27 protein-coding genes are annotated in these 23,557 nt (G+C 71.9%); 1 reads left to right on the forward strand and 26 read right to left on the reverse strand.

Annotation, left to right across the window (positions count from 1 at the left end):
* Positions 1–118: 118 nt before the first annotated feature.
* The 25 genes from LIP_RS14455 to rpiB form a co-directional block, all read right to left on the reverse strand.
* Positions 119–2,170 (reverse strand): SpoIVB peptidase S55 domain-containing protein, encoded by a 2,052-nt coding sequence (locus tag LIP_RS14455; RefSeq protein WP_068139925.1) that lies wholly within the window; start codon positions 2,168–2,170, stop codon positions 119–121.
* Positions 2,171–2,203: 33 nt separating this feature from the next.
* A complete protein-coding gene (locus tag LIP_RS14460; RefSeq protein ID WP_068139928.1) occupies positions 2,204–3,385 on the reverse strand; it encodes a phosphodiester glycosidase family protein in 1,182 nt (393 codons plus the stop codon).
* 59 nt (positions 3,386–3,444) lie between these two features.
* Positions 3,445–3,792, reverse strand: a complete 348-nt coding sequence (locus LIP_RS14465) for a hypothetical protein (RefSeq protein ID WP_068139931.1) — start codon at positions 3,790–3,792, stop codon at positions 3,445–3,447.
* Position 3,793: 1 nt separating this feature from the next.
* A complete protein-coding gene (locus LIP_RS14470; protein WP_068139933.1) occupies positions 3,794–4,921 on the reverse strand; it encodes a flagellar basal body P-ring protein FlgI in 1,128 nt (375 codons plus the stop codon).
* Positions 4,922–4,986: 65 nt separating this feature from the next.
* Entirely contained in the window at positions 4,987–5,616 is a 630-nt protein-coding gene (locus LIP_RS14475) for a flagellar basal body L-ring protein FlgH (RefSeq protein WP_068139935.1), read from the reverse strand.
* A gap of 37 nt (positions 5,617–5,653) precedes the next feature.
* Positions 5,654–6,280 carry a flagella basal body P-ring formation protein FlgA gene (locus LIP_RS14480; protein WP_144440525.1) on the reverse strand — a complete coding sequence of 209 codons (627 nt, stop codon included), beginning with the start codon at positions 6,278–6,280 and terminating at the stop codon, positions 5,654–5,656.
* Positions 6,281–6,292: 12 nt separating this feature from the next.
* Positions 6,293–7,081 carry a flagellar basal-body rod protein FlgG gene (flgG, locus tag LIP_RS14485; RefSeq protein WP_068139942.1) on the reverse strand — a complete coding sequence of 263 codons (789 nt, stop codon included), beginning with the start codon at positions 7,079–7,081 and terminating at the stop codon, positions 6,293–6,295.
* A gap of 142 nt (positions 7,082–7,223) precedes the next feature.
* A complete protein-coding gene (gene flgF / locus LIP_RS14490) occupies positions 7,224–8,054 on the reverse strand; it encodes a flagellar basal-body rod protein FlgF (protein ID WP_068139944.1) in 831 nt (276 codons plus the stop codon).
* A gap of 214 nt (positions 8,055–8,268) precedes the next feature.
* Positions 8,269–9,291, reverse strand: a complete 1,023-nt coding sequence (gene mreB / locus LIP_RS14495) for a rod shape-determining protein (RefSeq protein ID WP_068139946.1) — start codon at positions 9,289–9,291, stop codon at positions 8,269–8,271.
* 115 nt (positions 9,292–9,406) lie between these two features.
* Positions 9,407–9,667: a sporulation transcriptional regulator SpoIIID gene (spoIIID, locus tag LIP_RS14500; protein ID WP_068139949.1), complete on the reverse strand. Its 261-nt coding sequence runs from the start codon at positions 9,665–9,667 to the stop codon at positions 9,407–9,409.
* Positions 9,668–9,922: 255 nt separating this feature from the next.
* The gene (locus LIP_RS14505; protein WP_068139952.1) at positions 9,923–10,843 is read right to left on the reverse strand and encodes a M23 family metallopeptidase; all 921 of its coding nucleotides are present in this window, start codon (positions 10,841–10,843) and stop codon (positions 9,923–9,925) included.
* A gap of 6 nt (positions 10,844–10,849) precedes the next feature.
* A complete protein-coding gene (locus tag LIP_RS14510) occupies positions 10,850–11,614 on the reverse strand; it encodes a hypothetical protein (RefSeq protein WP_144440526.1) in 765 nt (254 codons plus the stop codon).
* A 221-nt stretch (positions 11,615–11,835) separates the two neighbouring features.
* Positions 11,836–12,246, reverse strand: a complete 411-nt coding sequence (locus LIP_RS14515; protein WP_068139957.1) for a F0F1 ATP synthase subunit epsilon — start codon at positions 12,244–12,246, stop codon at positions 11,836–11,838.
* Positions 12,246–13,682 (reverse strand): F0F1 ATP synthase subunit beta, encoded by a 1,437-nt coding sequence (gene atpD, locus LIP_RS14520; RefSeq protein WP_068139960.1) that lies wholly within the window; start codon positions 13,680–13,682, stop codon positions 12,246–12,248. The genes LIP_RS14515 and atpD overlap by 1 nt, the downstream gene beginning before the upstream one ends.
* A 42-nt stretch (positions 13,683–13,724) precedes the next feature.
* The gene (gene atpG / locus LIP_RS14525; protein WP_068139965.1) at positions 13,725–14,669 is read right to left on the reverse strand and encodes an ATP synthase F1 subunit gamma; all 945 of its coding nucleotides are present in this window, start codon (positions 14,667–14,669) and stop codon (positions 13,725–13,727) included.
* Between the two features lie 12 nt (positions 14,670–14,681).
* Positions 14,682–16,196 carry a F0F1 ATP synthase subunit alpha gene (gene atpA / locus LIP_RS14530; RefSeq protein ID WP_068139967.1) on the reverse strand — a complete coding sequence of 505 codons (1,515 nt, stop codon included), beginning with the start codon at positions 16,194–16,196 and terminating at the stop codon, positions 14,682–14,684.
* 4 nt (positions 16,197–16,200) lie between these two features.
* Positions 16,201–16,764 (reverse strand): ATP synthase F1 subunit delta, encoded by a 564-nt coding sequence (gene atpH, locus LIP_RS14535; protein WP_068139970.1) that lies wholly within the window; start codon positions 16,762–16,764, stop codon positions 16,201–16,203.
* Entirely contained in the window at positions 16,761–17,306 is a 546-nt protein-coding gene (atpF, locus tag LIP_RS14540; RefSeq protein WP_068139975.1) for a F0F1 ATP synthase subunit B, read from the reverse strand. The genes atpH and atpF overlap by 4 nt, the downstream gene beginning before the upstream one ends.
* An 84-nt stretch (positions 17,307–17,390) precedes the next feature.
* A complete protein-coding gene (locus tag LIP_RS14545; RefSeq protein ID WP_198409570.1) occupies positions 17,391–17,606 on the reverse strand; it encodes an ATP synthase F0 subunit C in 216 nt (71 codons plus the stop codon).
* Positions 17,607–17,660: 54 nt separating this feature from the next.
* Positions 17,661–18,341, reverse strand: a complete 681-nt coding sequence (gene atpB, locus LIP_RS14550) for a F0F1 ATP synthase subunit A (protein WP_068139984.1) — start codon at positions 18,339–18,341, stop codon at positions 17,661–17,663.
* Positions 18,334–18,690, reverse strand: coding sequence for an ATP synthase subunit I (locus LIP_RS19045; RefSeq protein WP_068139987.1), 357 nt, complete (start codon positions 18,688–18,690; stop codon positions 18,334–18,336). Before LIP_RS19045 ends, atpB begins: the two co-directional genes overlap by 8 nt.
* 41 nt (positions 18,691–18,731) lie before the next feature.
* Positions 18,732–19,031, reverse strand: a complete 300-nt coding sequence (locus LIP_RS19050; RefSeq protein WP_068139991.1) for an AtpZ/AtpI family protein — start codon at positions 19,029–19,031, stop codon at positions 18,732–18,734.
* Between the two features lie 149 nt (positions 19,032–19,180).
* A complete protein-coding gene (locus LIP_RS14565) occupies positions 19,181–20,266 on the reverse strand; it encodes an MraY family glycosyltransferase (protein ID WP_068139995.1) in 1,086 nt (361 codons plus the stop codon).
* 120 nt (positions 20,267–20,386) lie between these two features.
* Positions 20,387–21,016 carry a uracil phosphoribosyltransferase gene (gene upp / locus LIP_RS14570; protein WP_068139998.1) on the reverse strand — a complete coding sequence of 210 codons (630 nt, stop codon included), beginning with the start codon at positions 21,014–21,016 and terminating at the stop codon, positions 20,387–20,389.
* Complete coding sequence (gene rpiB, locus LIP_RS18110) at positions 21,013–21,975, reverse strand: ribose 5-phosphate isomerase B (protein ID WP_198409571.1); 963 nt, start codon at positions 21,973–21,975, stop codon at positions 21,013–21,015. The genes upp and rpiB overlap by 4 nt, the downstream gene beginning before the upstream one ends.
* Before the next feature lie 168 nt (positions 21,976–22,143).
* On the opposite strand from rpiB, the gene LIP_RS14580 reads away from it, so the two are divergent.
* Entirely contained in the window at positions 22,144–22,416 is a 273-nt protein-coding gene (locus LIP_RS14580) for a hypothetical protein (RefSeq protein WP_068140002.1), read from the forward strand.
* 59 nt (positions 22,417–22,475) lie between these two features.
* Here the strand turns inward: LIP_RS14580 and LIP_RS14585 are convergent, their stop codons facing one another.
* Positions 22,476–23,549: an L-threonylcarbamoyladenylate synthase gene (locus LIP_RS14585; protein ID WP_068140005.1), complete on the reverse strand. Its 1,074-nt coding sequence runs from the start codon at positions 23,547–23,549 to the stop codon at positions 22,476–22,478.
* Between the last annotated feature and the right edge of the window lie 8 nt (positions 23,550–23,557).

A 23,557-nucleotide genomic window follows, 5' to 3' on the forward strand; every position in this document is an offset into this window, starting at 1 on the left:
TCCACCGACCTGGTCCGTCAGGCCTGCCGTCTCCCTCGGGCGGTCTGCCAAGCCAACACTTTCGTGGCGGACCGGACCCATCCTTCCGGAAAAGGGCCGGCAATTCCTGTCCTCGCCGTCAGGATCCGGATGGAAGCCCGGTGCCCCCCGGGCCGTCCCTTTTCTGGGAGTCGTCCGGCTCGGGGGTGGGGGGCGCGGGGGCCAGGATCTCCAGCTCGAACTGGCCGGACCCGCGGATGACGTAGTCGGTGGCCAATCGCGCCTGGACCGGCTTGGTCTCCTCGGGAGGAGCCTCGCCTTCGGCGGGAGCGGGCTCCTTGGGGCTGGGATGGCCCGGGGGCGCCTCGGTCCCCGCGTCGGGCGCTGCGGGCCCAAGGTCCGCCGGAACCCGCTCGTCTGCCGGGAGGGGCGCGTACGGCGGGTAGAACTCGGCCACCAGTTCGTAGTTCCGCTCGCGGGTGCGGAACGTCTCCAGGATGTCCTCCAGGCTCGCCCCTTCGGGCAGGGGCTCGGCCTCCTCGCCCTCCGCCGGCGGGGCGGCCTCCTGGCCGGACAGGATCTCAGGCGGCACCACCTGCGACGGGCCCGTGTAGTAGCCGCCCCGCACCGTCACCTGGACCTTCCCTTCGGGGGTGGAGGGCGGGACCGTGAGCCGGACCATCTTCTTCTCCCTGGGGCCCCGATAGGTCTGGAGCTCGACTTCGATCATCAGCGACTCCCCGGGTCGAGCCCGCTTCGTTTCGGGGTTCACCGAGACGATCTGGGCCGTCTGGGGCTCGGGGGTGATCCGGGCGGTCACTTCCACCCGGCGGAGGCGGGTCTCCTGGAATGGGTTGGACGCCAGGAGGCGGACGCCCTCCATCATCTCGGCCAGCGCCCGGGCCGAGACGTCGGACTCGGAAAAGAACATGTTGTCGCGCACCAGGGGCTCGTTGAGCCCGTCCGCCTCCAGGCTGAAGCGGATCCGGGCGGTTCCGGGGCCGATCCGGTCGATACCCCGGTCGAAGGCCTGGAGCACGCCGATGGCCACCAGATCGGGCATCAACCAGGGGTCTTCCACGGACTCGAAACGGAACCGCCGGCCTTCGCCCTCGCGGGGCCGGTCCAGGTCGACCACGTCCACGTCCACGTCCACCATCGCGGGCGGCTGGCCCAGCCTCCCCCCCACGGCGGCGGACCGGTCCTGGGAGAGGGTGCCCACCACATCCGTGGCCGCGCCGAGCTTGAAGGGCATCTCCACGCTGGTGACGGTGCGCAGGATATCCGCGCCCGTGGCCGCGAAAGCCACCGAACCCCGGCTGAGGAAGGGGTGACCGAAGCCGAGGAAGCGCTGGCCGTCGGTCCAGGTCACCGTGCCCAGGGCGGAGAGATCCACGTCCCCCCTCAGGAGCTGCACCCCGAACGCGCTGCCCGGCTGCAGCCGCTCCACCCCGCCCGCCGCGCCGGTCACCTTTGGGGCCGAGCCGGTGGGCACGGTGAGGAAAGGACCCGCCGGCAGGCGGCCCACCCAGCGGGAGAGGAGCCCCAGGGTTCGGGGGCCGAAGCCAGCCGCCATCAGGGGCGTGGCCAGCGGGACCATCACCGCGGTCTCCTCGGGCACCCTTCGGGCCAGGGTCTCCGCCTGCCGAGCGTCGGCTGCGAAGGCGACCCGCCGGGGCGGTTCCGCCTGCGGCCGGAGCCCATCCATGTCGGGGGTCTCGGCGGGTGCACCCGCCGCCTCGGGCTCCTCGATGCGATCGAGCACCTCCACCATGTCGGCGATGGGGGTCACCATCCCCACCCGGTGGTCCGCGTAGCTGAAGCCGAAGCCGATGGCGCCCACAAGCCGCCCGTCCACGTAGACCGGGCTGCCGCTCATCCCTGCCACGATCCCGCCCGTGAGGTCGATCAGGGGGCCCGAGGTCTCCACCAGCAGCAGGTCGCCTGCCGGGCCGACGCCGGGCAGGACGCCCAGGAAGGTGACGTCGAAGGGCTCCACCTGCTGGCCCTGGACCACCGTGTAGCCGGTGCCCCGCATGCCGGGCCGGACTTCCTCCACCGGCAGGACCCGGCCTTCCAGGCCCGCGGGCCAGGCGCGCGCGGCCAGGGCGGGCGGGGCCGCCAGGAGCAGCGCGAGCGCGGCGGTCACCCACGTGAGACGAAGGCGTGCGACTCTGCTGAGAAGCTGCATCCAGGCCTCTCCCTCAGGTCCGGGAGGCGGGGCTCAGCGGCTGGAGAAGACCAGGAGCGCGTTCCCCACGGTCCGCTCCCGCCCATCGGACGGAAGATTGAACAGATCCCCGCGGAGCACCATGGTGCTGGAGCCTCCGCCGTCCAGGTTCAGAGCGTCCACGGACCCCAGGCTGGCCATGACGTGGGCCGTCTCGGTCAGGGTCAGCCCGACGCTGGACGCCTGGCGGCCGTTGACCGTCAGCAGGATCAGCCGGCCCTGCGCGTCCACCCCCGCGGCGGTACGCGGCGCCCGGCCCAGCGCGACGTCGGGCTGGAACCGCTCGAGGTCGGCCGTCACCTCCACCGCGCCCTCCCTCAGGAGGCGGGGGCCTCCCCCAACGGCCCACTCCACGGGCCCAATGGGGGGCGGCTCGGCCAGACCCCACGAGGCTTCCAGCGGGATGCCCGTCTCGACGGGCCAGGGCGGCCAGGCCCGGGGGCCGGCGGCGACCACGTACCCGTCCGGAGGGATGGGTAGGTCGCCCCCCGCCACGGCGGCCACCACCTTGCCCTCCACCACCGCCCAGGCCGTCGCCTCCCCGGCGGTCTCGGTGGAGGGCCCGTAGACAGGGGTGTAGACCACGAGCTCCGACGGTCCCGGCCGGCGGTTCACCCCGTCCAGAAGCCTGACCTGGCCTTGCCCGCTCACCTGGCCGGCAAAGGTTCCGGGCCCGATCCACCAGCGGGGCTCGCCGCCGGAACCCCGGGCGAAGAAGAGCGAGGTGCGACGCCAGACCGGCTCGCTCACCATGGAGCCGTCGAGGATCAGCAGGCCCAAGGGCCGCCCGCTGGAGCCGTAGTAGGTGCCGTTCACCCCGGCCAGGGCCTCCGCCCGGCGCACCTGGTCGCCCACCGTGGCCCGCGCGCCCAGGGTCGCGCCCGCCAGGGCGGGACGGACCTCCACGCCCGCGAGGCGGGTATCCACCCGCAGGACCTGGGCGCGTGCGAGCCCGGCGCCCGTGTCGAGGGTCAGCAGGCCGAAGCGGACGCCCCGGGCGATCCAGATCTCCCGGGAGGTCACGATCCTGGGGCCGCCGGGGTCCCCCGCGTCGAGGGGGGGCCCGCTTGCCCAGGCATGAGCGACCGCCCAGACGCCGAGGAGCAGGAGGACGAGGCCGGTTACCCGCCTGCGCCCCACCGTACCCCGCGCCCCGCGGGCCTCCGGAACCGCCACGTGCCAACCACGCTCCCTGCCCGGCGCCCGTCAGGGCGCGTTGGCTTCAAAAGGCTTTTTTACTCATTCTCGGGGGTGTCGCCGGTCTCCTCCTGGGGATGGGACTCCCGGGACCGGAGGCTCTCGAGGATACTCTCCGCCAGCCCGATGCCGCCCTGGCGCGCCAGGAAGCGCGCCAGCTCCTCCCGCACCATGCCCGCCCGGATGGGGGAGGCGCCCCCGCCCAGGAGGCTCCCACTGGGAAGGCTGCTCTCGAGGCTCTTCAGGAGCTCCTGCAGGAAAAGAGTCTCGATCTCGCGCGCCGCCGCCTCGGCCTCTTGCAGGTTGCGGGGAAGGTTTCGGCCCGCGCCCGGGACGGCGGGCGTCCATCCTTCCAGGGGTGCTGGAAGCGGGCTGAGCGGATCCACGTCAGCGCACCTCCAGCCGACCGTGGAGCGCGCCCGCCTGGGCCACCGCCCGGAGGATCGCGACCAGGTCGTCCGGGCCTGCTCCCGCGGCGTTCAGGGCGGCCACCAGCTCCTCCACCGTGCTGCCCGCGGGCAGGAGCGTCACCGGTTCGGTCGGCTCCCGTCCCGCGCCACCCAGGAGGGACGGTCCCACCTGCACCTGGATGCCCTGGTGCGCCACGGCCACCGAGGAGATGCGCACCCGGTGCCCGATGACCACTGTTCCCGTCCGCTCGTCGACCACCACCCGGCCGTCGGTGTCAGGCACCAGGGTCAGCTCCAGCACCTGCCGGAGGAAGTCGACCGGCTGGCCCGCCATCGGGGGCGGCGGCTGCAGGAGGAGGCTGCCGCCATCCTCGGCGACGGCGGTTCCCGAGCCGAACGCGGCGTCGATGACCTCGACCATGCGGCTCGCCGTGACGAAGTCGGGGCTGCGAAGCAGCAGCCGCAGCTCCTGCGGCACCTCGGCGCCCGGGACGGCCCGCTCCACCCGGGCGCCGCCGGGGATGACCGCGACCAGCGGGTGAACCGCCTCGCGCCGGGCGTAGCGGCTCGCCTGCCCGCCGAGGGTGAGGGACCCCTGGGCCACCCCGTACACCTGCCCGTCCGCGCCCCGCAGGGGGGTCTGGAGCAGCACGCCGCCCGCCAGGCTCTTGGCGTCGCCGAAGGAGGCGACGGTGACGTCCAACGCGCTACCGGGCCGGGCGAAGGGGGGCAGCTCGGCGGTCACGGTGACGGCGGCCACGTTCCGCAGGGCCAGGTCGCTTTCGTCCACCTGGAGCCCGAACCGCTCGAGCATGTTGGCCACCATCCGCACGTTGGCCTCGCTGCGGTTGGAGTCCCCGGTGCCGCCCAGGCCCACCACGAGACCGAGGCCCACCAGCTGGTTGGGCCTGGCGCCCTCCACCTCCACCAGCTCCTTGATGCGCACCACCGGGTCGGCCGGGGGAGCCGGAGGGGCATCGGCCTCCTGGGCCCACCCCGGCGGCGCGGTGGCCAGCGCCGCGGCCGCCGCCAGCCCCAGGAGCCAAAGGCCTTTGGGGCGCCCAGCCGGTCTCGCGCGGCCACCCTTCCTGTAGCCCTTCTTCACCCTGCTCACCCCCGTAGCAGGTCACCGCCCGCGCGGTGGTACCTGCCCGTCGTGGTGCCCCCGGCTCAGAAGAGCCAGTTGAAAAGGTCGTTCAGGAGACCCGGGTGCTGGAGGGCATCCACGGGCCCCTCGCCTTCCAGCTCGATGCGGGCGTCGGCCAGGTAGCTGGAGAGGACGGTGTTGTCGGGGCGGATGTCGGCGGGCCGTACCAGGCCGCTCAGGGTGAGCTTCTGGCGCTCGCCGTTGATGACGATCTCGCGGGTCCCCTCGATGCGGAGGTTGCCATCGGGGGTCACCTCCACCACCCGCGCGGTGAGCCGCGCTTCCAGGGAGCTGCCTCGCCGCGTCGATCCGTCCCCTCGCCCGCTCTGCTCCGCCTTGAGGCCCAGGCCCGGCAGCCACTGGGCCAGAAGGCCGCCGGCCGACACGTCGGTCGCGTGCTCGTTCTGAGTGCTGGTTTGGGCCGACTGCTCGCCCTGGGTCCGCTCCTCGATCACCAAGGTCACCAGGTCGCCCGTGCGGCTCGCCCGGCGGTCGGTGAAGAGCGTGGGCGGCTCCTCCGGGGGCCAGAGGGACTGGGCCTCCACCCTCCCCGCGAGGTCTGCCCCTCCCGCCGGCCAGACCAGGACCACCGAGACCGCCACCAGCACCCGGGCCACCGCTCTCCATGCGCCCGTGCCCAGCCATCCGTTCACCGCGGCACCTCCTCGCCCTTCCGCGCCGCCCGAGCCCTCAGAGGGGCACCTCGGCCCGGACCTGTCCCGGGCCCACCACGACCGCCTCCACCTCACGCCCGCTGGCTTCGTTCACCACCAGCACCCGCTCGCCGGCACGTCCCGGCCGCAGGACCCGGGCCGCCACCCGCACCACGACGCGCCCGGCCACCGCTTCCAGCACCACCGTCTCGCCCCGGGCCACCGCGGGGCCCGCCTCCCCCGCGGCCCGGCCTGCGTCAGGTTCCGCCGGGGGCGCGGCGGTGACCAGCTCCACCCGATCCGGACCCTCGAGCTTCACCGTCGCCGGGTCGATGCCTGCCTGGCGCAGGCGGACCGCCAGGTAGGCCGTCTCCACCCACCGGCTCCGTCCCGGGGGGGCGGCCGCGCCCACGGTCACCGCCTGCAGGCGCCGGGTGAGCTCCTCGGGACCCTCCAACCGGGCGACGTCTCCCAGGGTGACGGTCCCCCCGTCCACCTGGGCCGAGGGCGGCAGGATCACCACCGCCCGGCCGGCCTCTCCGTCTCGGGCAGGTGGATCGGCTCCCTCCGCGGCCGCGAGGCAGGCCACGGGCCCGCCCGCCAGGAGGAGGGCCAGCAGCAGGAGGAAGAGGGGCTCAGACATCCTGGAGACGCGGCGAATCACGGGGGATCCCCCTTACCGCCTCAGGTTGTTGGCGGTCTGCAGCATCTCGTCGGAGGCCTGGATCGCCCGGGAGTTGGTCTCGTACGCCCGCTGGGCGATGATGAGGTTGACCATCTCCTCGACGACCTGGACGTTGGACATCTCCAGCCAGCCCTGGGCGAGGCCGCCGAAGCCGTCCAGCCCGGGCGTGCCCACCATGGGGAAGCCGGAGGCCTGGGTCTCTTGGAAGAGGTTCCGCCCCATGCTGCTCAGGCCCGCGGGGTTGACGAAGCGCACCAGGTCGATCTGGCCCACGGCCTGGGTCGCGTTGTCGCCCGGGAGCAGGACCGAGACGGTCCCGTCCGAGCCCACGGTCACCTCCACCGCATCTTCGGGGATGATGATCTCGGGCTCGAGTGCGAAGCCGTCGGAGGTCACCACCCGCCCCTGGCCGTCGCGCTTGAAGGCGCCGTCCCGGGTGTACGCGATGGTGCCGTCGGGCAGCAGGATCTGGAAGAAGCCGTCGCCCTCGATGGCCAGGTCCAGGGGGTTGTCGGTCTGCTTGAAGGATCCGGGAGTGAAGATCTTCTGGGTGGCCACGGGGCGCACCCCGTGCCCGACCTCGATGCCCACCGGGATCTGGGCGCCCGCGGTGACGGGCGTGCCCGCGAAACGGACCGTCTGGTAGAGCAGGTCCTCGAAGTCCACCCGGTTCTTCTTGTAGCCCGAGGTGTTCACGTTGGCCAGGTTGTTGGAGATGGTGTCGATGTTGAACTGCTGGCCGGACATGCCCGAGGCAGCCGTCCAGAGCGAGCGAAGCATGGTTCTCCCTCCCTGGTGGGAGGCAGGCGGGCATCACCGGTGGGACGTTCGCCGCCTCGATCGGTCGGCGGCGAGAGGCTTCCGTCGTGCGGTCCGGCCTCCACCCCGTCCCCGGTTCTCCCGGGAGCCGCGCGCCTTCCCGTCAGATCCTCGCCAGCTCGTTCACCGCCTGTCCCAGCGTCTCGTCGTAGGAGCGCACCACCCGCTGGCTGGCGTCGTACGCCCGCTGGAGCTCGATGAGCCGCACCATTCCCTCCACCACGTTGACCGCGGAGCCCTCCAGCATGCCCTGGGCCACCCGTGCGCCCGGTGCCGGCTGGGGAACCGCGCCCGGCCGGGGGCCGTACAGGTTCGCACCCTGCTTGCGCAGCTCGGCGTTGGGGTCGGCGAAGTCCACCAGCACGAGCTGGCCCGCCGGCTGGCCGTCCACGAAGACGGTTCCCTCGTCGGTGACGGTCACCGCTCCGCCCCGGCCCACGGCCACGGGCCCGTCCACTCCCAGCACCCGGTTGCCCGCCGGATCGGCCAGGTAGCCCTCGGCGTCCAGCCGGAAGCCTCCCGCCCGGGTGTAGCGCACCCCGGCCGGGGTCTCCACCGCGAAGAAGCCCGGGCCTTCCAGGGCCAGGTCCAGGGGGTTGCCCGTCGCGTGCAGGGGCCCCTGCCGGAAGGAGGTATGGACCCCTTCCACGTAGACACCGGTGCCCAGCGGCCCTACCACGGGCGCCTGCCGGAAGGGCAGCCGGTCCATCCCCTCAGGACGGGTCCGGATCGGTGCCCCCCCAGGGGCGGCAGGGACAGGATCGCCCTGCACCCCGCCCACCCGGTGGAGGAGGATGCTGGGAAAGCTCAGGAGCTCCGCCTGGTCCGCCTTGTATCCCGACGTTCCGGCGTTGGCCAGGTTGTTCGCCTCCAGGTCGAGGCGGGCGGCCTGGGCCAGCATGCCGGAGGCGGCCGTGTACAGCCCGCGCAGCACGCGAGCTTCCTCCCTTCGTGACCACGTGCCCTTCTCCATTGGTCGCGGCGCCTGCCGCCGCTGGGACGCGCTTGGGGCGCGCCGGCCCTTCGGGGGAGTTCCTAGAGGTGGCATCGGCACGGGGGTGCCGATGCTTTAGCTTGGATGGACCGGCATCGGTAGGCGGGATGAAGCCGGGCCCTCGCTGCCGGGCTGGGTCGCCGTCGCGGCGGGTTCAGCCCCGCGTCGCCACCGCGGCCCCCGCCCGACCCCGTCTGGCGAGGCTTTCGAGCACGTGCCCGGTGCCCCTGGCCACGCACGTCAGGGGATCGTCTGCAAGCCGGGTCGGGACCTCCAGGCTCTCGGACACCCGCTGGGGGAAGTCGCGCAGGAGCGAACCGCCGCCCGTGAGGAGGATCCCATCCTCGTAGATGTCGGCGGCCATTTCCGCGGGTGTCCGCTCCAGGACCGACCGGATCCCCGCCAGGATGGCCTGGATGGGCTCGTCCAGCGCGGGGAAGAGCGCCTCGCTGGTGACGTGGGCACTCTTGGGCAAGCCGGAGGGGCGGTGGGCGCCGGTGACCTCCAGCTCCCGGGACTCGGCGCCGGCGCGGGCCGCGCCCACCTTGATCTTCAGGAGCTCGGCGGTGCGGGGCCCTATGGTGAGATTGTGGGTGCGATCCACGTGGCGGGCGACGGCGGCGTCGAAGGTGTTCCCCCCCACGCGGATGGAGGCGGAGGCAACCTCGCCGCCCATGGAGATGACGGCGACGTCGGTGGTGCCGCCCCCGATGTCGACCACCATGCGCCCCCGGGGCTCGGAGACCTCCAGCCCCGCCCCCAGCGCAGCCGCCATGGGCTCGGAGATCAGCTCGCAGCTCCGGGCGCCGGCCCGCAGGACGGCATCGAGGACGGCTCGGCGTTCCACGCTCGTCACCCCGGCGGGAACGCAGACGACCACGTCGGGCCGGACCAGGGGGTGGCGCCCGCACACCCGTTGGAGGGTATGGGCCAGCAGCCTTTGAGTCAGGCCGAAATCGGCGATGACGCCCTCGCGCAGCGGGTGGACCGTCTGATACCGCCCCGGAGTGCGGCCCACCATGCGGTAGGCCTCTTCGCCCACCGCCACCAGGCTGCGCTCCTCCCCCTCCACGGCGATCACCGACGGTTCCTGCAGGACGATACCCTTGCCTTCCACGAAGACGACGATGTTCGCGGTGCCGAGGTCGATGCCAATGCCGCGGCTGAAGAGCGCCATCGTTCGATCGTCCTCCCAACCCCCCTCGGGCTGGCCAGGAGTTCGAGCCGGAGGTTGGGAATTCCTTCCCCTCTCTCGAAAGGTCTCGAACCGTGCCGGAAGCGCGCCCCTTGTGCTAGGAGACCTTCCGCTCGCCCCGGTACTTCTGGCGGGTCGCCTCACCGCCCCGGATGTGGCGCTCGGCCTTGTTCCGGTCGAGCACGCCCTTTACCTGGTAGGCCAGGTCGGCGTTGACCCGTGGGAGACGCTCGGTTACATCTTTATGCACAGTCGACTTGCTGACCCCAAAGACCGTGGCCGCCTGCCGCACCGTCGAGTTGGTGTCGACGATGTACGTGCTGATCTCCATGACCCGCTTCCTGATGTACTCCCGCATCGCCGCTCCCCCTCGCCGACTCCTGGTCCATGTCTATGTGCGGCGGGTGCGAATATGCTGGCGACGCCGACGGAAAAGGGCTCCTGGGGCCTGTTTCCGTCGGCGATGGCAGGCAACGGGGGCGGCGCGAGCGGATTGCATCTTTATTCGTCTCATACAGCCCTCTCTGGCGGGGCTCAAGGGCCCGCGTGGCGGGTGCCGGCCAGGCGGAACCCCGCGGGTGGGGGCCCGGCCGGAAGACCGGGCCCCCCGCGCTCACGGGGTGAGGGCAGGAAGGAAACGCAGCGGATCCTCGGGGCGACCGTCGTGGTAGACCGCCAGGTGCACGCCCACCTGGTCGCCATCCTCCAGGCGGCCCACCCGGCCCACGGCCTGTCCCTGGGCGACCTGCTGCCCCTCCACCACGAAGCTCTCGCTCAGGGACCCATACCGGGTGCTCCAGCCGTCGCCATGATCCAGCCAGACTGCCACCCCGCCCGACCCGGACCGGAAGACCCGGGCCACGCGACCCGAGAGGGCTGCCGTGACCGGCTGGCGGGGCGAGGTCACCAGGTCGACGCCGTCGTGGAGACGCCACGCCCGCGTCGAGGCCTCCCGCCACCACGTGAAGCCGCGCCCCAGCTCTCCCTGGACGGGGACCGCCAACTCCGACAGGTCGACCCGCGGGGCCGGGGACGGCGGTCGGGGCGCCGCCGTCTCGGGCTGTGACGTCGTTCCCGACTCCGCCCGGCTCGCTCCTTGCGACCCGGTCGCGCTCCCCGCCACGGGCTGCCCCGCGGGGGCCGGCGCCCCGCCCGCCGGCAGGCCGGTCACCGAAGGTTCCATCCTCTGAGAGGAGGGCTCCGGCGGCGACGATGGAACCGGCATGAGACCCTGAGCCACCCTTCCCGTTCGGTCGACCTCCCAGGGCATGGCTGGGAGGACGTCGGGGCGGGCCCTTCCCAGAAGGAAGCCCATCCCCGCCACGATCGCCAGCAGGAGGGTCCAGCGCAGGGCCAGGAGCCCCCCGTGCCAGCTGAACGCCCCGGCCAGGCCCCGGCGCACCGATCGCCCGGCGGCCACCGCCTCCCGGGCCACCCATCGCCCGAAGCGGCGTGCCAGGGATCCAACCCGGGTGACCCCGGACGCGGCCGGAACCCGAGCGTGCTGCCACAGATCCTTCAGCCGCTCGCGCATCAACGCTCACCTCACTTGCGAGTAGGTTGGCAGCGGCAGGTACGCAGCGGGTAGGCCTGTGGTCTCGATGACCAGGCGAGCGCCTTCCGCAGAGCTCGCCAGGCGGATCGACAGGGGGGAACCCTCTCCCGCCACCCGTGCCAGGCTCGCAGCCAGCGCCTCCCGGGCGGCGCGACCCATGGCCTCGTCGTAGCTCCCCTCCAGGTGCACGTGGAGGGAAACCTGCGAGGAGGGGGCGAGGGTACGGGCGGCCCGGAGCAGACGCTCCGCCTGCCGCCTCAGCCCCGCAGCGGAGGCTCCCTCGACGCCCAGCCAGACGAAGGTCGACGGGGCGCCGTTCTCACGCAGGGCCGTCACCCGCCACCCCTGGACCGCGTCGCCGCCTTCCCAGGTGAGCGAAAGGAGATCGCCTTCCTGACCGGCCCTGACCCGCGGAGCCTGGCCATCCCGCCCGGCGGCCCCCCAGGCGCGCGCCACCACCCGCTCCAGACCGACGAATCCTGGCCCGGGCGCGGTCAGGGCCGCCCCTGCCCCGAGCTGGTAGCGGGTGAGGCGCGCGTCCGACGCCTCGAAGGCGTCGATCGCTCTATCGAAGAGGCCCGGCGGCATCGCGAGCCTGCCGCCGGCCCCCGCCAGGAGGCCGATCAGGCTCGTCACCAGAACCGCCTGGATCGCGTATCCCCGCGCCCGTCGCCAGACCGCCCCGCCCGCGCTCGGCGCGTCGGGCTGTGGCGCCGTGGCGGCCGGAACGGTGGAAACCTGCCGGTGCATGGCCATCGCTCCGTCTGCAAATCCTGCCGTGCGCGCCTATTCTTGCCAGGGGGAGGTCCGCTTTATACAGGGGGGCGGGGAGATGCGGGAAGCGGGGGAAAAGGCGGAGGCCGGCGCGGGCCGGGCGCGCGCGAGCGGAGCCGGCGCCCCGCGGGCCCGGCCCCACCCCTGCGTGCTGGTCTTGCGGGAAAACCCATGGGGAGGGCGGCGAGGCCGCCGGCTCACATGCGGCCTCCCGCGGCCTTGATCCGGTTGATCGCCCGGCGGAGGGCCATCTCGGCCCGGTGATGGTCGACGTGGGCCTGACGCTCCCGCAGGCGGCGCTCGGCTCGCTCCGCGGCCCGTCGGGCCCGCTCCACGTCGATCTCTTCCGCGAGCTCGGCGGTGTCGGCGAGAACGGTCACCCGGTCGTCGGCCACCTCGGCGAAGCCGCCGCTGACCGCGACGCGGCGCTTCTCGGCGTGGTAGCCGCCGAACTGGAGGACGCCCACCGAGAGCCCGGCGATGAGCGGGGCGTGGCCCGGCAGGACGCCCAGGTAGCCGTTGGCCGCCGGCAGGATCACCGACTCGGCGCGCTCCTGGAGCACCCGGCGTTCGGCGGTGACCACCTCGACGCGAAGCAGCCGGTCCATCAGGCGTTCTCCAGCTCCTTCGCCTTGGCGACCGCGTCGTCGATGGTGCCCACCATGTAGAAGGCGACCTCGGGCAGGTCGTCGTGCTTGCCGTCGAGGATCTCCCTGAAGCCCCGCACCGCCTCCTGCACCGGTACGTAGACGCCGGACGTGCCCGTGAACTGCTCGGCGACGAACATGGGCTGCGAGAGGAAGCGCTCGATCTTGCGGGCCCGGCTGACCACCAGCTTGTCCTCGTCGGAGAGCTCGTCCATGCCCAGGATCGCGATGATGTCCTGCAGCTCCTTGTAGCGCTGCAGGATCTGCTGCACGCCCCGGGCCACCCGGTAGTGTTCCTCGCCGACGAGCTCAGGCGCCAGGAGCCGCGAGGTGGAGGCCAGGGGGTCCACCGCCGGGTAGATGCCCCGCTCGGAGATGCTCCGCTCCAGGTTGGTGGTGGCGTCCAGGTGGGCGAAGGTGGTGGCCGGCGCCGGGTCGGTGTAGTCGTCGGCGGGAACGTAGACCGCCTGGATGGAGGTGATCGATCCCCGCTTGGTGGTGGCGATCCGCTCCTGGAGCTGGCCCATCTCGGTGGCCAGGGTGGGCTGGTAGCCCACGGCCGAGGGCATCCGCCCCAGCAGGGCCGAGACCTCGGAGCCGGCCTGCACGAACCGGAAGATGTTGTCGATGAAGAGGAGCACGTCCTGGCCTTCCACGTCCCGGAAGTACTCGGCGAGGGTGAGGCCCGTGAGGCCCACGCGCAGCCGGGCGCCCGGGGGCTCGTTCATCTGGCCGTAGACCATGGCCGTCTTGTCGATGACGCCGGACTCGATCATCTCCTGGTAGAGCTGGGTGCCCTCCCGGGTGCGCTCGCCCACGCCCGCGAAGACCGAGTAGCCGCCGTGCTCGTAGGCGATGTTGCGGATCAGCTCCTGGATGAGCACCGTCTTCCCCACCCCGGCGCCGCCGAAGAGACCCACCTTGCCGCCCCGGGGGTAGGGGGCCAGGAGGTCGATGACCTTGATCCCCGTCTCCAGGATCTCGTTGGCCGGGGTCACCTCGTCGACCGCCGGGGGGCGCCGGTGGATGGGGTAGCGCTCCTGGGTCTGCACCGGCTCCTTGCCGTCGATGTTCTCGCCCAGCACGTTGAAGAGCCGCCCGAGCACCTCGCGCCCCACGGGGACCGTGATGGGCGCGCCCGTGTCCAGCACCGGCTGGCCGCGCTTGAGGCCGTCGGTGGAGGCCATGGCCACGCAGCGCACCGTGTTGTTCCCCAGGTGCTGCTGCGCCTCCAGCACCAGCTCGGGTCGCGCGGGCGCGCCGTTGCCGGGCTCGGCCTCGGGCAGCACGTGCAGGGCGTGGTAGAGCTCGGGCAAGCGCCCCGGATCGAACTCCACGTCGACCACGGCCCCGAGGATCTGGGTGACCCGGCCGACGTGCTCTGTCTGCAGGTTCATGAACCTTCCTCCTCAGCGCCTTACACGCCCGGCGGGCGCGCCTTACTGGCCCGTGGCCAGAGCGTTCGCGCCGCCCACGATCTCGGTGATCTCGGTGGTGATCCCCGCCTGCCTGGCCCGGTTGAGGGAGAGGGTGAGGGCGCGGATCATCTCCTGGGCGTTCTCGGAGGCGCTGTGCATGGCCGTCATGCGGCTGGCGAACTCGCTGGCCTTGGCCTCCAGCAGCGCCTCGTAGATGACCACGTCCACGTACCGCGGCAGCAGGATGTCCAGCACCGCGTGGGGCGAGGGTTCGTACAGGTACTCCCGCACCTCGTCCGCACCGCCCGCCTCGTCCCGCGCGCCCCCTGGCCCGGCTTCGGCCCCTTCCGAACCTTCCCCCGGCGACGATCCTGGGGGTTCGATGGGCAGCAGCGTCACGTCTACCGTGCGGTGGGAGACGGTGCTCACGAACAGGTTGTAGACCAGGTGGACCGAGGCGAACCGGCCGTCGGTGAACGCCTGGGTGACGGTCCGCGCCAGCTCCCGGGCCGTGGTGAACTGGACCTCGTCACCCAGGTAGACGAACTCACCCTCCAGGGACCACCCCTGGCGCCGGAAGGCGTCCCGGCCCTTGCGGCCCACGGCCACCACGCCCATCTCGGGCTGTTCCCGGCGCAGGCTCAGCATCCGGCGGATGACGTTGGCATTGTACGGACCCGCCAGGCCCCGGTCGGAGGTGACCGCCACGTAGAGGGCGGGCCCCTCCCGGACGGCCTCGGCCACCAGGGGGTGGTGGTACGCGCTTCGACCCTCGCCGCGGGTCACGGCGGCCACGGCCCGGGCCAGAACCTGGTGCAGCTTGTCCGAGAACGGGCGGGCCGAAAGGGCTGCGCCCTGGCTCCGGCGGAGCCGGGCGGCCGCCACCATCTCCATGGCCTTGGTGATCTGCTGGGTGCTGCGGACGCTCGCGATGCGCCGCCGGATCTCTCGTGCTCCCCGTGCCATGCCGCTCTCCCCTTACCCCTGGCTCCGGAAGCGCTCCTTGAACTGGAGCACCGCGTCCCTCATCTGCTCCTGCAGCTCGTCGCTCAGCTGCTTCTCGGTGCGGATCCGCTCCAGGATCTCGGGCCGCTCGGCCCGCAGGTGCTCCAGGAACGCCCGCTCGAAGGCGCGCACCCGGGCGACCTCCAGGTCGTCCACCAGGCCGTTGACCCCGACGAAGATGATCGCCACCTGCTCTTCCACCGGCATGGGCTCGTACTGGCCCTGCTTGAGGATCTCGGTCATCCGCTCGCCCCGGGCCAGCCGGGCCTGGGTGGCCCGGTCCAGGTCCGACCCGAACTGGGCGAAGGCCGCCAGCTCGCGGTACTGGGAGAGGTCGAGGCGGAGGCGCCCGGCCACCTGCCGCATCGCCTTCACCTGGGCGTCACCGCCCACCCGGCTCACCGAGCGACCCACGTTGATGGCCGGGCGGATCCCAGCGTAGAAGAGGTCGCTCTCCAGGTAGATCTGCCCGTCGGTGATGGAGATGACGTTGGTGGGGATGTAGGCCGAGATGTCGTTGGCCTGCGTCTCCACGATGGGCAAAGCCGTGAGGGAGCCCGCGCCCCTCTCGTCGCTCAGCTTGGCCGCCCGCTCCAGGAGGCGGGAGTGCAGGTAGAAGACGTCACCGGGAAAGGCCTCCCGGCCCGGCGGCCGCCGGAGCACCAGGGAGAGCTCGCGGTAGGCGGCCGCATGCTTGGAGAGGTCGTCGTAGACCACCAGCACGTCCTTCCCCTCGTCCATGAACGCCTCGCCCATGGCGCACCCGGCGTAGGGGGCGATGTAGAGAAGGGGCGAAGGCTCGCTCGCGGTGGCCGAGACCACGATGGTGTACTCCATGGCCCCGCGCTTCTCCAGGGCCTGGACCACCCCCGCCACGGTCGACGCCTTCTGGCCGATGGCCACGTAGATGCAGATGACGTCCTGGCCCTTCTGGTTGATGATGGTGTCCACGGCCAGGGCGGTCTTCCCCGTCTGCCGGTCGCCGATGATAAGCTCCCGCTGCCCCCGGCCGATGGGGATCATGGAGTCGATGGCCTTGAGGCCCGTCTGGAGCGGCTGCTTCACGTTCTGGCGCTCCACCACCCCCGGGGCCCGGCTCTCGATGGGACGGAGCCGGTCGGTGCGAACCTCGCCCTTGCCGTCCAGCGGTTGGCCCAGGGGGTTGACGACCCGCCCCAGGAGCGCCTCACCCACGGGAACCTCCACCACCCGGCCCGTACGGCGGACCGTGTCCCCCTCGCGGATCTGGGCGTAGGGCCCCAGCAGGACGACGCCGATGTTGTCCTCTTCCAGGTTGAGCGCCATGCCGAAGACCCCGCCCGGGAACTCCAACAGCTCGCTCGCGACCGCGTCGTCGAGCCCCCAGATGCGGGCCACGCCGTCGCCCACGCTGATGACGGTGCCGACGTTCTGAACGTCGACTTCCCGTTCGAACCGCTCGATCTGCTGCTTCAGGATTGACGTGATCTCATCCGGTCGAATGGCCATGCCCTCACCCCATCTCGCCGGTGCCGCTGCGGCCCAGCTTCAGTCGGTCCTCCAGCCGCTTCAGGCGGGTGGCGACGCTCCCGTCCATGACCAGGTCGCCCAGGCGGACGACCACGCCGCCCAGCAGGCCAGGGTCCTCGCGGACCGCCAGGCGCACCGCGCGGCCCGTGATCGCCTCCAGCCGGGTGCGGACCGCCTCCCGCTGCTCCTCCGCCAGGGGAGCCGCGGTGACCACGTCCGCCTCCACCACGCCCTTGAGGCGGTCGATCGCCCGGGGCACCTCGGCGCAGATCTCGGGAAGGAGGGTCGCCCGCCCCTTCTCCAGCACCAGGCGCAGGAAATGGTAGAAAAGCGGGGAGAACCTCTCGCCGAACAACTCCCGCAACCGGCCGAGCCGCTCCTCCCGCGGGATGCGGTCGTCGTCCAGCTCCATCAGGAGCGTGGGCTCCTCGTCCAGGACGCCGGCCAGGAGCTGCGCCTGCTCCTGCACCGGGTCCAGCAGCCCCCGCTCGGCGGCCAGCTCCGCGAGCGCCTGTGCGTACCGGCGCGCGAGCTTCCCGGCCCTCATGAGCGCTTCACCGGGCCGACGTTCTCAACGAACTCCTCCACGAGCCGTCGCTGGTCCTCTCCGTCCAGGGATCGGCCCACCACCTGGCTGGCGGCGGCAAGGGCGAGGCCCGCCACCTCCTGCCGGATGGCCGCCAGCGCCTCCTCGCGCTCCCGGGCGATCTCTTCCTTCGCCCGCTGGAGCGTCCGGTCGGCCTCGTCCTGGGCCCGGGCCACCAGCTCCTGCCGGCGGCGCTCCGCGGCCTGCTGGGCGGCCTCCATCATGCGCTGGATCTCGCGCTGCGCTTCCCTCAGCTTCTGGTCGTAGGTGGCCTCCAGCTCGGAGGCGCGCTCCCGGGCCTGGCTGGCCTCATCCAGGGTGCGTGCGACCTTCTCTTCCCGCGAGCGGATCATGTTGCCCAGAGGCCGGAAGAGCATGTAGTAAAGCGCCAGGAGAACCACCAGGACGTTGATCAATTGGAACACGAAAGTCCACGGCTCGAAGCTGAGCGGATTCACCGCCCCCTCCTCGGCCGCGTGGACCACAAACGTGGGGTCGAACACCGGTGCATCCCCTCCCCTTGCCGGAAGCGCCGTCGGCGAGCCGCCGGCGGCCCACGCCGCCGGCGACCCACGCCTCGTCCTTCCTCAGATCTTGGTCCAGACGAGGATGGCTACGATCATGGCGAAAAGGGTCAGGGCCTCCATGAACGCCAGAGCCACCAGGAGCGTCGACCGGATGTCTCCGGCTGCCTCCGGCTGGCGTCCCATGCTGTCCATGGCGTGAGTGGTCGCCCAACCCTGGCTGAATGCGGACATCATCGCCGGCAAGGCGATGGCGAGGGCTACCGAGAGAAGCTCCACCGAATTCCCTCCCTTCAGGTTGCGGCGCGTGCTGCGTCGTGGTACCGACGGATGTCAGTGCCCATGCACCATCTCGGCGAGGTAGCTCACCGTGAGGACGCTGAAGACGAAGGCCTGGACGCCCCCGAAGATGAGTCCGAGGGCCATGATGGGCAGGGGGCCGAACAGCGGGAGCATGGTGGCCAGCGTGGTGGTCACCATCTCCTCGCCAAACATGTTGCCGAAAAGACGGACGCTCAAAGAGAAGATCCGGACGAACTGCTCGAGCACGTTCAGGGGCGCCAGTATGGCGGTGGGTTGGAAGAAGTGCTTCACCCACGCCCCGAACCCCTTCCTCCGGATGGCGATGGTCCAGGTCATGGGAACGGCCACCACCGCCAGCGCAATGGGCGTGACCAGGTCGCTTGTGGGGGGGATGCCCCCTGGGATCATCCACGCGTAGTTGAAGAAGAGAATGGTGGTGAAGAGGCCGCCGTAGAGCCAGACGTAGCGGCGCCCTTCCCGTCCCATGAACTGCTCGGCCATCCCGTAGAAGAAGTCGACCACGATCTCCAGGAAGGCCTGGGCGCCCCGGGGCCGCTCCTCGATGCGCCGGGTGAGCAGGAAGACCAGCCCCAGGAGGATGGCCATGACCACCCAGGTGGTGACGACTGTGGAGGTGATGACCACCGGGCCAACGTGGAGAACCTCGTGCCGCAGGACGTGGGTGACGACCTCTTGGAGCCCTTCAAACATGCCCGGATCGCAACCTCCCCAGCAGAGCGCGTGCGGCGATGCCTGCGGCGCCGAGGATGTAGAGGAGAACCTCGAGGGTCTCCCCGACGACGACGCCGATCATGGTCTCGACGCCAACCCAGTACCCGAGCAAAAGACCTGTGACCGCAAGCACGAAGCGAAGCGGAAGCCGCCAGGCCAGGCTGCGCTGGAAGGCGCCGGACGGCCCCCGGGATCCCTGACGGACCAGGGTCATCGTCAGGGCATAGTTGACGAGCCCGACGGGGGTGCCCCCCACGATCCCCCAGGCGGCCGCACGGTAGCCGGTGATCCAGGCGGTCGCCGCCAGGATCACGCCCATCAGCACCATCCACGCCAGGTTCCTGGGATGGTGCCGCGTGAGGCCCGAACCTACTTCCTCGGGGGAGGTTTCCTTGGCCTGGGCGATGAGGGCTCCTCCTCTTTCCCGTCGGGGGAACGGTCCCGCTGCCCCATGGCGGTGGTGACCGCGCGGACCTCCTGGAAGAGGGCGACCAGGCTGAGCACCATGGCCCCCACCAGGCCCGCCACGAGGAAGACGGGCTCCGTGCCCCACCGCGCGTCGAGCCAGCGCCCACCTCGGTATCCCGCATACAGAAGGGCGCCCGTCAGGAAGACCCACGACAGGCCGACCCCGCCGTAACGGGTCCAGTCCGCCAGACCGCGGTTCACGGCCGCGGCCCCTCGGGCGGGATTTCAAGGTCTTTCCCCTGGCGGCACCAATGCCGGGGATCATTATAGTCCATGCTTCTCAGCATTTCAATCCCCTTTTTGGGAGTTGCTCTCAGTCCTGGGATGAAGCCTGGGCCGAAGCACCCGGTTCAGGCCGCAGGGCCATGTCCCCGGTGGTGCGGGCCCTCCAGCCGCAGGGGAGGCGGGCCGCCCCCGAGGACCCCCAGGCGGCGGGCGACGGAGGCCAGGAGGAGGCCCACCCCTCCCAGCACCACCAGGCCCGCCCAGGGCTTGAGGGTGGCCAGCCAGAGGCTCGAGAGGCCCAGCAGGCCGCTGACCACGTACAGGATCCCCACCGCGCGGCGGGGCTCGACCCCCGCGGCCAGGAGCCCGTGGTGAATGTGCCCCAGGTCCGCCTGGTAGATGGGCACACCCCGCCGCAGCCGGCGCAGGATGGCGAAGCAGGTGTCGAAGAGGGGCAGCCCCAGGGCCATCAGGGGGACCGAGATGGCCAGGGTGGCCGCGCCCTTCAAGGCCCCTTCCACCGTGATGATGCCCAGCATCCACCCGACGAACTGGGCGCCCGCATCGCCCATGAAGATGCCGGCGGGGTGGAAGTTGTAGCGCAGGAAGCCCAGCAGGCTGGCCAGCAGCACTGCGGCGGCCGCAGCCGACCAAACCTCGCCCCGCTGGAGGGCCAGGATCAGGAGGGGCACGGTCGCGATGCTGGCCACGCCGGCCGCCAGGCCGTCGAGACCGTCGACGAGGTTGATCATGTTGGCCAGCAGCACGAGCCAGAAGACGGTGACGGGCCACGACCATCCGTGGAGGGCGATCATCCCCCCCAGAGGGTGGGTGAGGAACTCGATGCGCACCCCGGCGGCGACCACCCAGAGCGAGGCGGCCACCTGGGCCAGGAGCTTCGCCCAAGCAGGCAGCTGCACCCGGTCGTCCACCAGTCCGGCCGCCAGCAGCAGGAGCGCGGCCAGAGGGAGGGACGCCCCGCCCGGCCAGGGCAGGCCCACCAGGCCCATGCCGGCGAAGAAGGCCCCGAAGATGGCCAGCCCGCCCAGCTTCGGCATCGCGTGCCCGTGGATCCGGCGAGGCGACGGCTCGTCCATCCACCCCAGGCGACGCGCCAGCGGGGCCAGCAGGGGAGAAAGGGCCAGGCTGAGACTGAGCGCCAGGATCGCACCGGTCCCGAGGGACCACGCCGAAAGGCTGCCGGGATCCACCGCCCCACCCCCAAGGTGGCCTCAAGGGCCCGTTCCTACCAGATCACTTCCATTCTAGTCGAGGAGCCGCCACGGCTCAACGCCGGATGCGTGCAGGTCAGGGGGATGCTGCCACCGGCGTCAGCGGGTCCCGAAGAGACGGTCGCCCGCGTCGCCCAGGCCCGGAACGATGTAGGCGTGCTCGTTCAGCCGCTCGTCGACGGCGGCCACGAAGATGGGCACGTCCGGGTGGTGCCCCCGCACCCGCTCGATCCCCTCGGGGGCGGCGATCAGGGCCATGAGGCGAATGGAGGTGCCGCCTCGTTCCTTGATGAACCGGATGGCGGCCGCGGCCGACCCGCCCGTGGCCAGCATCGGGTCCACCACGATGAGGTCGCGCTCGGCCACGTCGGTGGGGAGCTTGCAGTAGTACTCCACCGGCTCCAGGGTCTCGGGATCCCGGTAGACGCCGATGTGGCCCACCTTGGCCGTGGGGATGAGGCGGAGGATGCCGCCCACCATCCCGAGGCCCGCCCGCAGGATGGGCACCACCCCCACCTTCTTGCCGCTGATGGTCCAGCCCGTGGTGCGGGCGATGGGGGTCTCGATCTCCACCTGCTCCAGGGGGAGGTCCCGGGTGACCTCGTAGGCCATCAGGAGCGCCACCTCGTCCAGGAGCTCCCGGAACTCCTTGGGCCCCGTGCTCCGGTCGCGGATGATGGTAAGCTTGTGCTGGATCAAGGGGTGGTCGATGACGTGGACGCCGTTCACGGCCGGTTCCCTCCCTCGCGTTCGCGCTCCAGGGCGGCGATCTTCTCCAGTCGCCGCTGGTGGCGCCCCCCCTCGAAGTCGGTCTCGAGGAAGGCCCGAGCCACCTCCCGGGCGAGGGCGGGGCCGACGATGCGGCCGCCCATGGCGAGGACGTTGGCGTCGTTGTGGAGGCGGCTCATGCGGGCCGAGTAGGGCTCGTGGCAGAGGGCGGCCCGCACCCCCGGGACCTTGTTGGCGACGATGGACATGCCGATTCCGGTCCCGCAGATCACGATGCCCCGCTCGTACTCGCCCCGGGCCACCGCCTCGGCCACGGCCCGCCCGAAGTCGGGGTAGTCCACCGACGCCTCCGAGGTGGTCCCGAAGTCCCGGTAGGAGAGCCCCATCTCCTTCAGCAGCCCAACCACCGCCTCTTTCAGGGGGTAGCCGGCATGATCGGACCCCACGGCCACCTGCATGCGAACCCTCTCCTTCCGCCCACGTTCCAGGAAGCTGATCAGCCCCGGCAAGGCCGCCTCCAGCAGGTCCGCCGTCTGGCGGTAGTGTTCGAGAGGAAGCCCGTACGGGTCCGGGACGTCGGGGGAACCGCCGGGCCCTGCGGAACCGGCCACTTCCAGCAGCGTCACGATCCGATCCGCCTTCTCGGGGTGCCGGCGTCGGATCTCGTCCCGCAGGTCCGCGGTCATGGCCACGATCCAGTCCGCCTGCGCCACCATCTCAGGCCTGAGCCGCCGGGCCCGCTGGTCGGCCAGCTCCACCCCGCGCTCCCTCAACACCTGCCGGGTGGGCTCCGTGGCGGGCGCACCCTCACTCGCGTGCAGGCCCGCCGAGGCCACCCTGGCCGCCAGATCCGCCGCGGGGCCGGCCGGCCCCCCCTCCTGCAGCCTCTTGCGCAGGAGCGCCTCCGCCATCACGCTCCGGCACGTGTTCCCGGAGCAGACGAAGAGCACCGACTCCACCCCGCCACTTCCCCTCCCTGGCTCTTGAGGCGGGCCAGGCGGGTGCCCCGGCCCTTACCCATGGTATCTCACCACGGGTTCCACCTGCACGCTCCACTCTCCTCCCCACCCGTTGGGGACGCGGAAAGGCGGCGTCATCGCGCACACCTAAGGGTGGAGGCGAGATCGATGAGCAGCCGTCCGTATCTATGCCCCATCTGCCGCTCCAACCGGACCCAGTTCGAGCTGGTCCTTCGGCTGGCACGGGCGGTGGTGAAAGACCCTGAGACGGGAGAGATCACGTACGAGTCGAACCAGATGGAGCTCCTGGACCCACCCCGGGGGCCCGAACGGGAGGTGCGCTGCCAGCGGTGCGGGTACACGGGGGTCGAGAACCTCTTCGTCCAGGCGGCGCTCCGGGCGGACCGTTCCCGGGTGCCCTACCGGCGCACGACCCGCTGAGGCCCCGGGCCCCCTGTGCACCGGCGAAGGGCCCTAAGCGAGCGGGCGCCGCGCCCGGACTACAACCGTTCCACCCGGTACCCTGCGGCCCGGCGCATGCGGTCGAGCACGGCCAGGCCCAGGCCCCGTCGGGCTGGGGCGGCAAGAATGACCTCGTCCAGGCCGAGGCGATCCATCTCGCGCAGGGCGGGGTAGAGACGGCGGGCGGCCTCTTCGGGTGCGTCCCGCGCTCCCAGGACGCGCAGCACCGAGCCGGGCGGAAGGTTGGGGGCGAGCGCTGCCGCCTCCTCGGCCATCACCAGGAGCCCCACCCGCCGGCCCCGGCGATGGGCGGCCTCGGCCAGCTCCGCGGCTCGGCGCGCCACCGCGCCGGCTGGGCCTTCCAGCAGCAGGGCCGGGGCCTGTGGCGCGTAGTGGCGATACCGGAGGCCGGGGGAGCGGGCGGGCCCTTCCAGGACCCCGTCTTCCACGGCAGGATCCACCTCCACCCGGCCCAGGAGCGTCTCAAGCTGCTCCACGCTGACGCCGCCGGGTCGGAGCACCACCGGGACCGGATGGGTAAGGTCCAGCACGGTCGACTCCACTCCCAGGCCGGCGGGACCGCCGTCGAGGATCAGCTCCACCCTGCCGTTCAGGTCCTCCCACACCGCCTGGGCCGTGGTCGGGCTGGGGCGACCCGAGGTGTTGGCGCTCGGCGCCGCCACCGCTGCCCCCGCGGCGCGGATCAGGGCTCGTGCCACCGCGTGCGCCGGAAGCCGGACGGCAACCGTGTCGAGCCCCCCCGTGGCCTCGTCGGGTACCGCCGGGGCGCGGGCGAGCACCAGAGTGAGCGGCCCCGGCCAGAACCGCTCCATGAGCACCCTCCCGGCCGGAGGCACCTGCCGCACCCAACGGGCGGCCTCTTCGGCCTGGGCCACGTGGAGGATCAAAGGGTTGTCGCCCGGACGGCCCTTGGCTTCGAAGATGCGCCGCAAGGCGCCCCGGTTCGTCACCACGGCGCCGAGGCCGTAGACCGTCTCGGTGGGAAAGGCCACCAGCCCGCCCCGGCGGAGGATGGCTGCAGCCTCCTGGATCGTGGGCCCGTCGGGTCGGGTGGGGTCGACCCGCCGCAGCACAGTCGCAATGCGGTCCATCCCTGGCC

It is taken from the genome of Limnochorda pilosa (assembly GCF_001544015.1).
In the GTDB taxonomy this organism is placed as follows: domain Bacteria; phylum Bacillota; class Limnochordia; order Limnochordales; family Limnochordaceae; genus Limnochorda; species Limnochorda pilosa.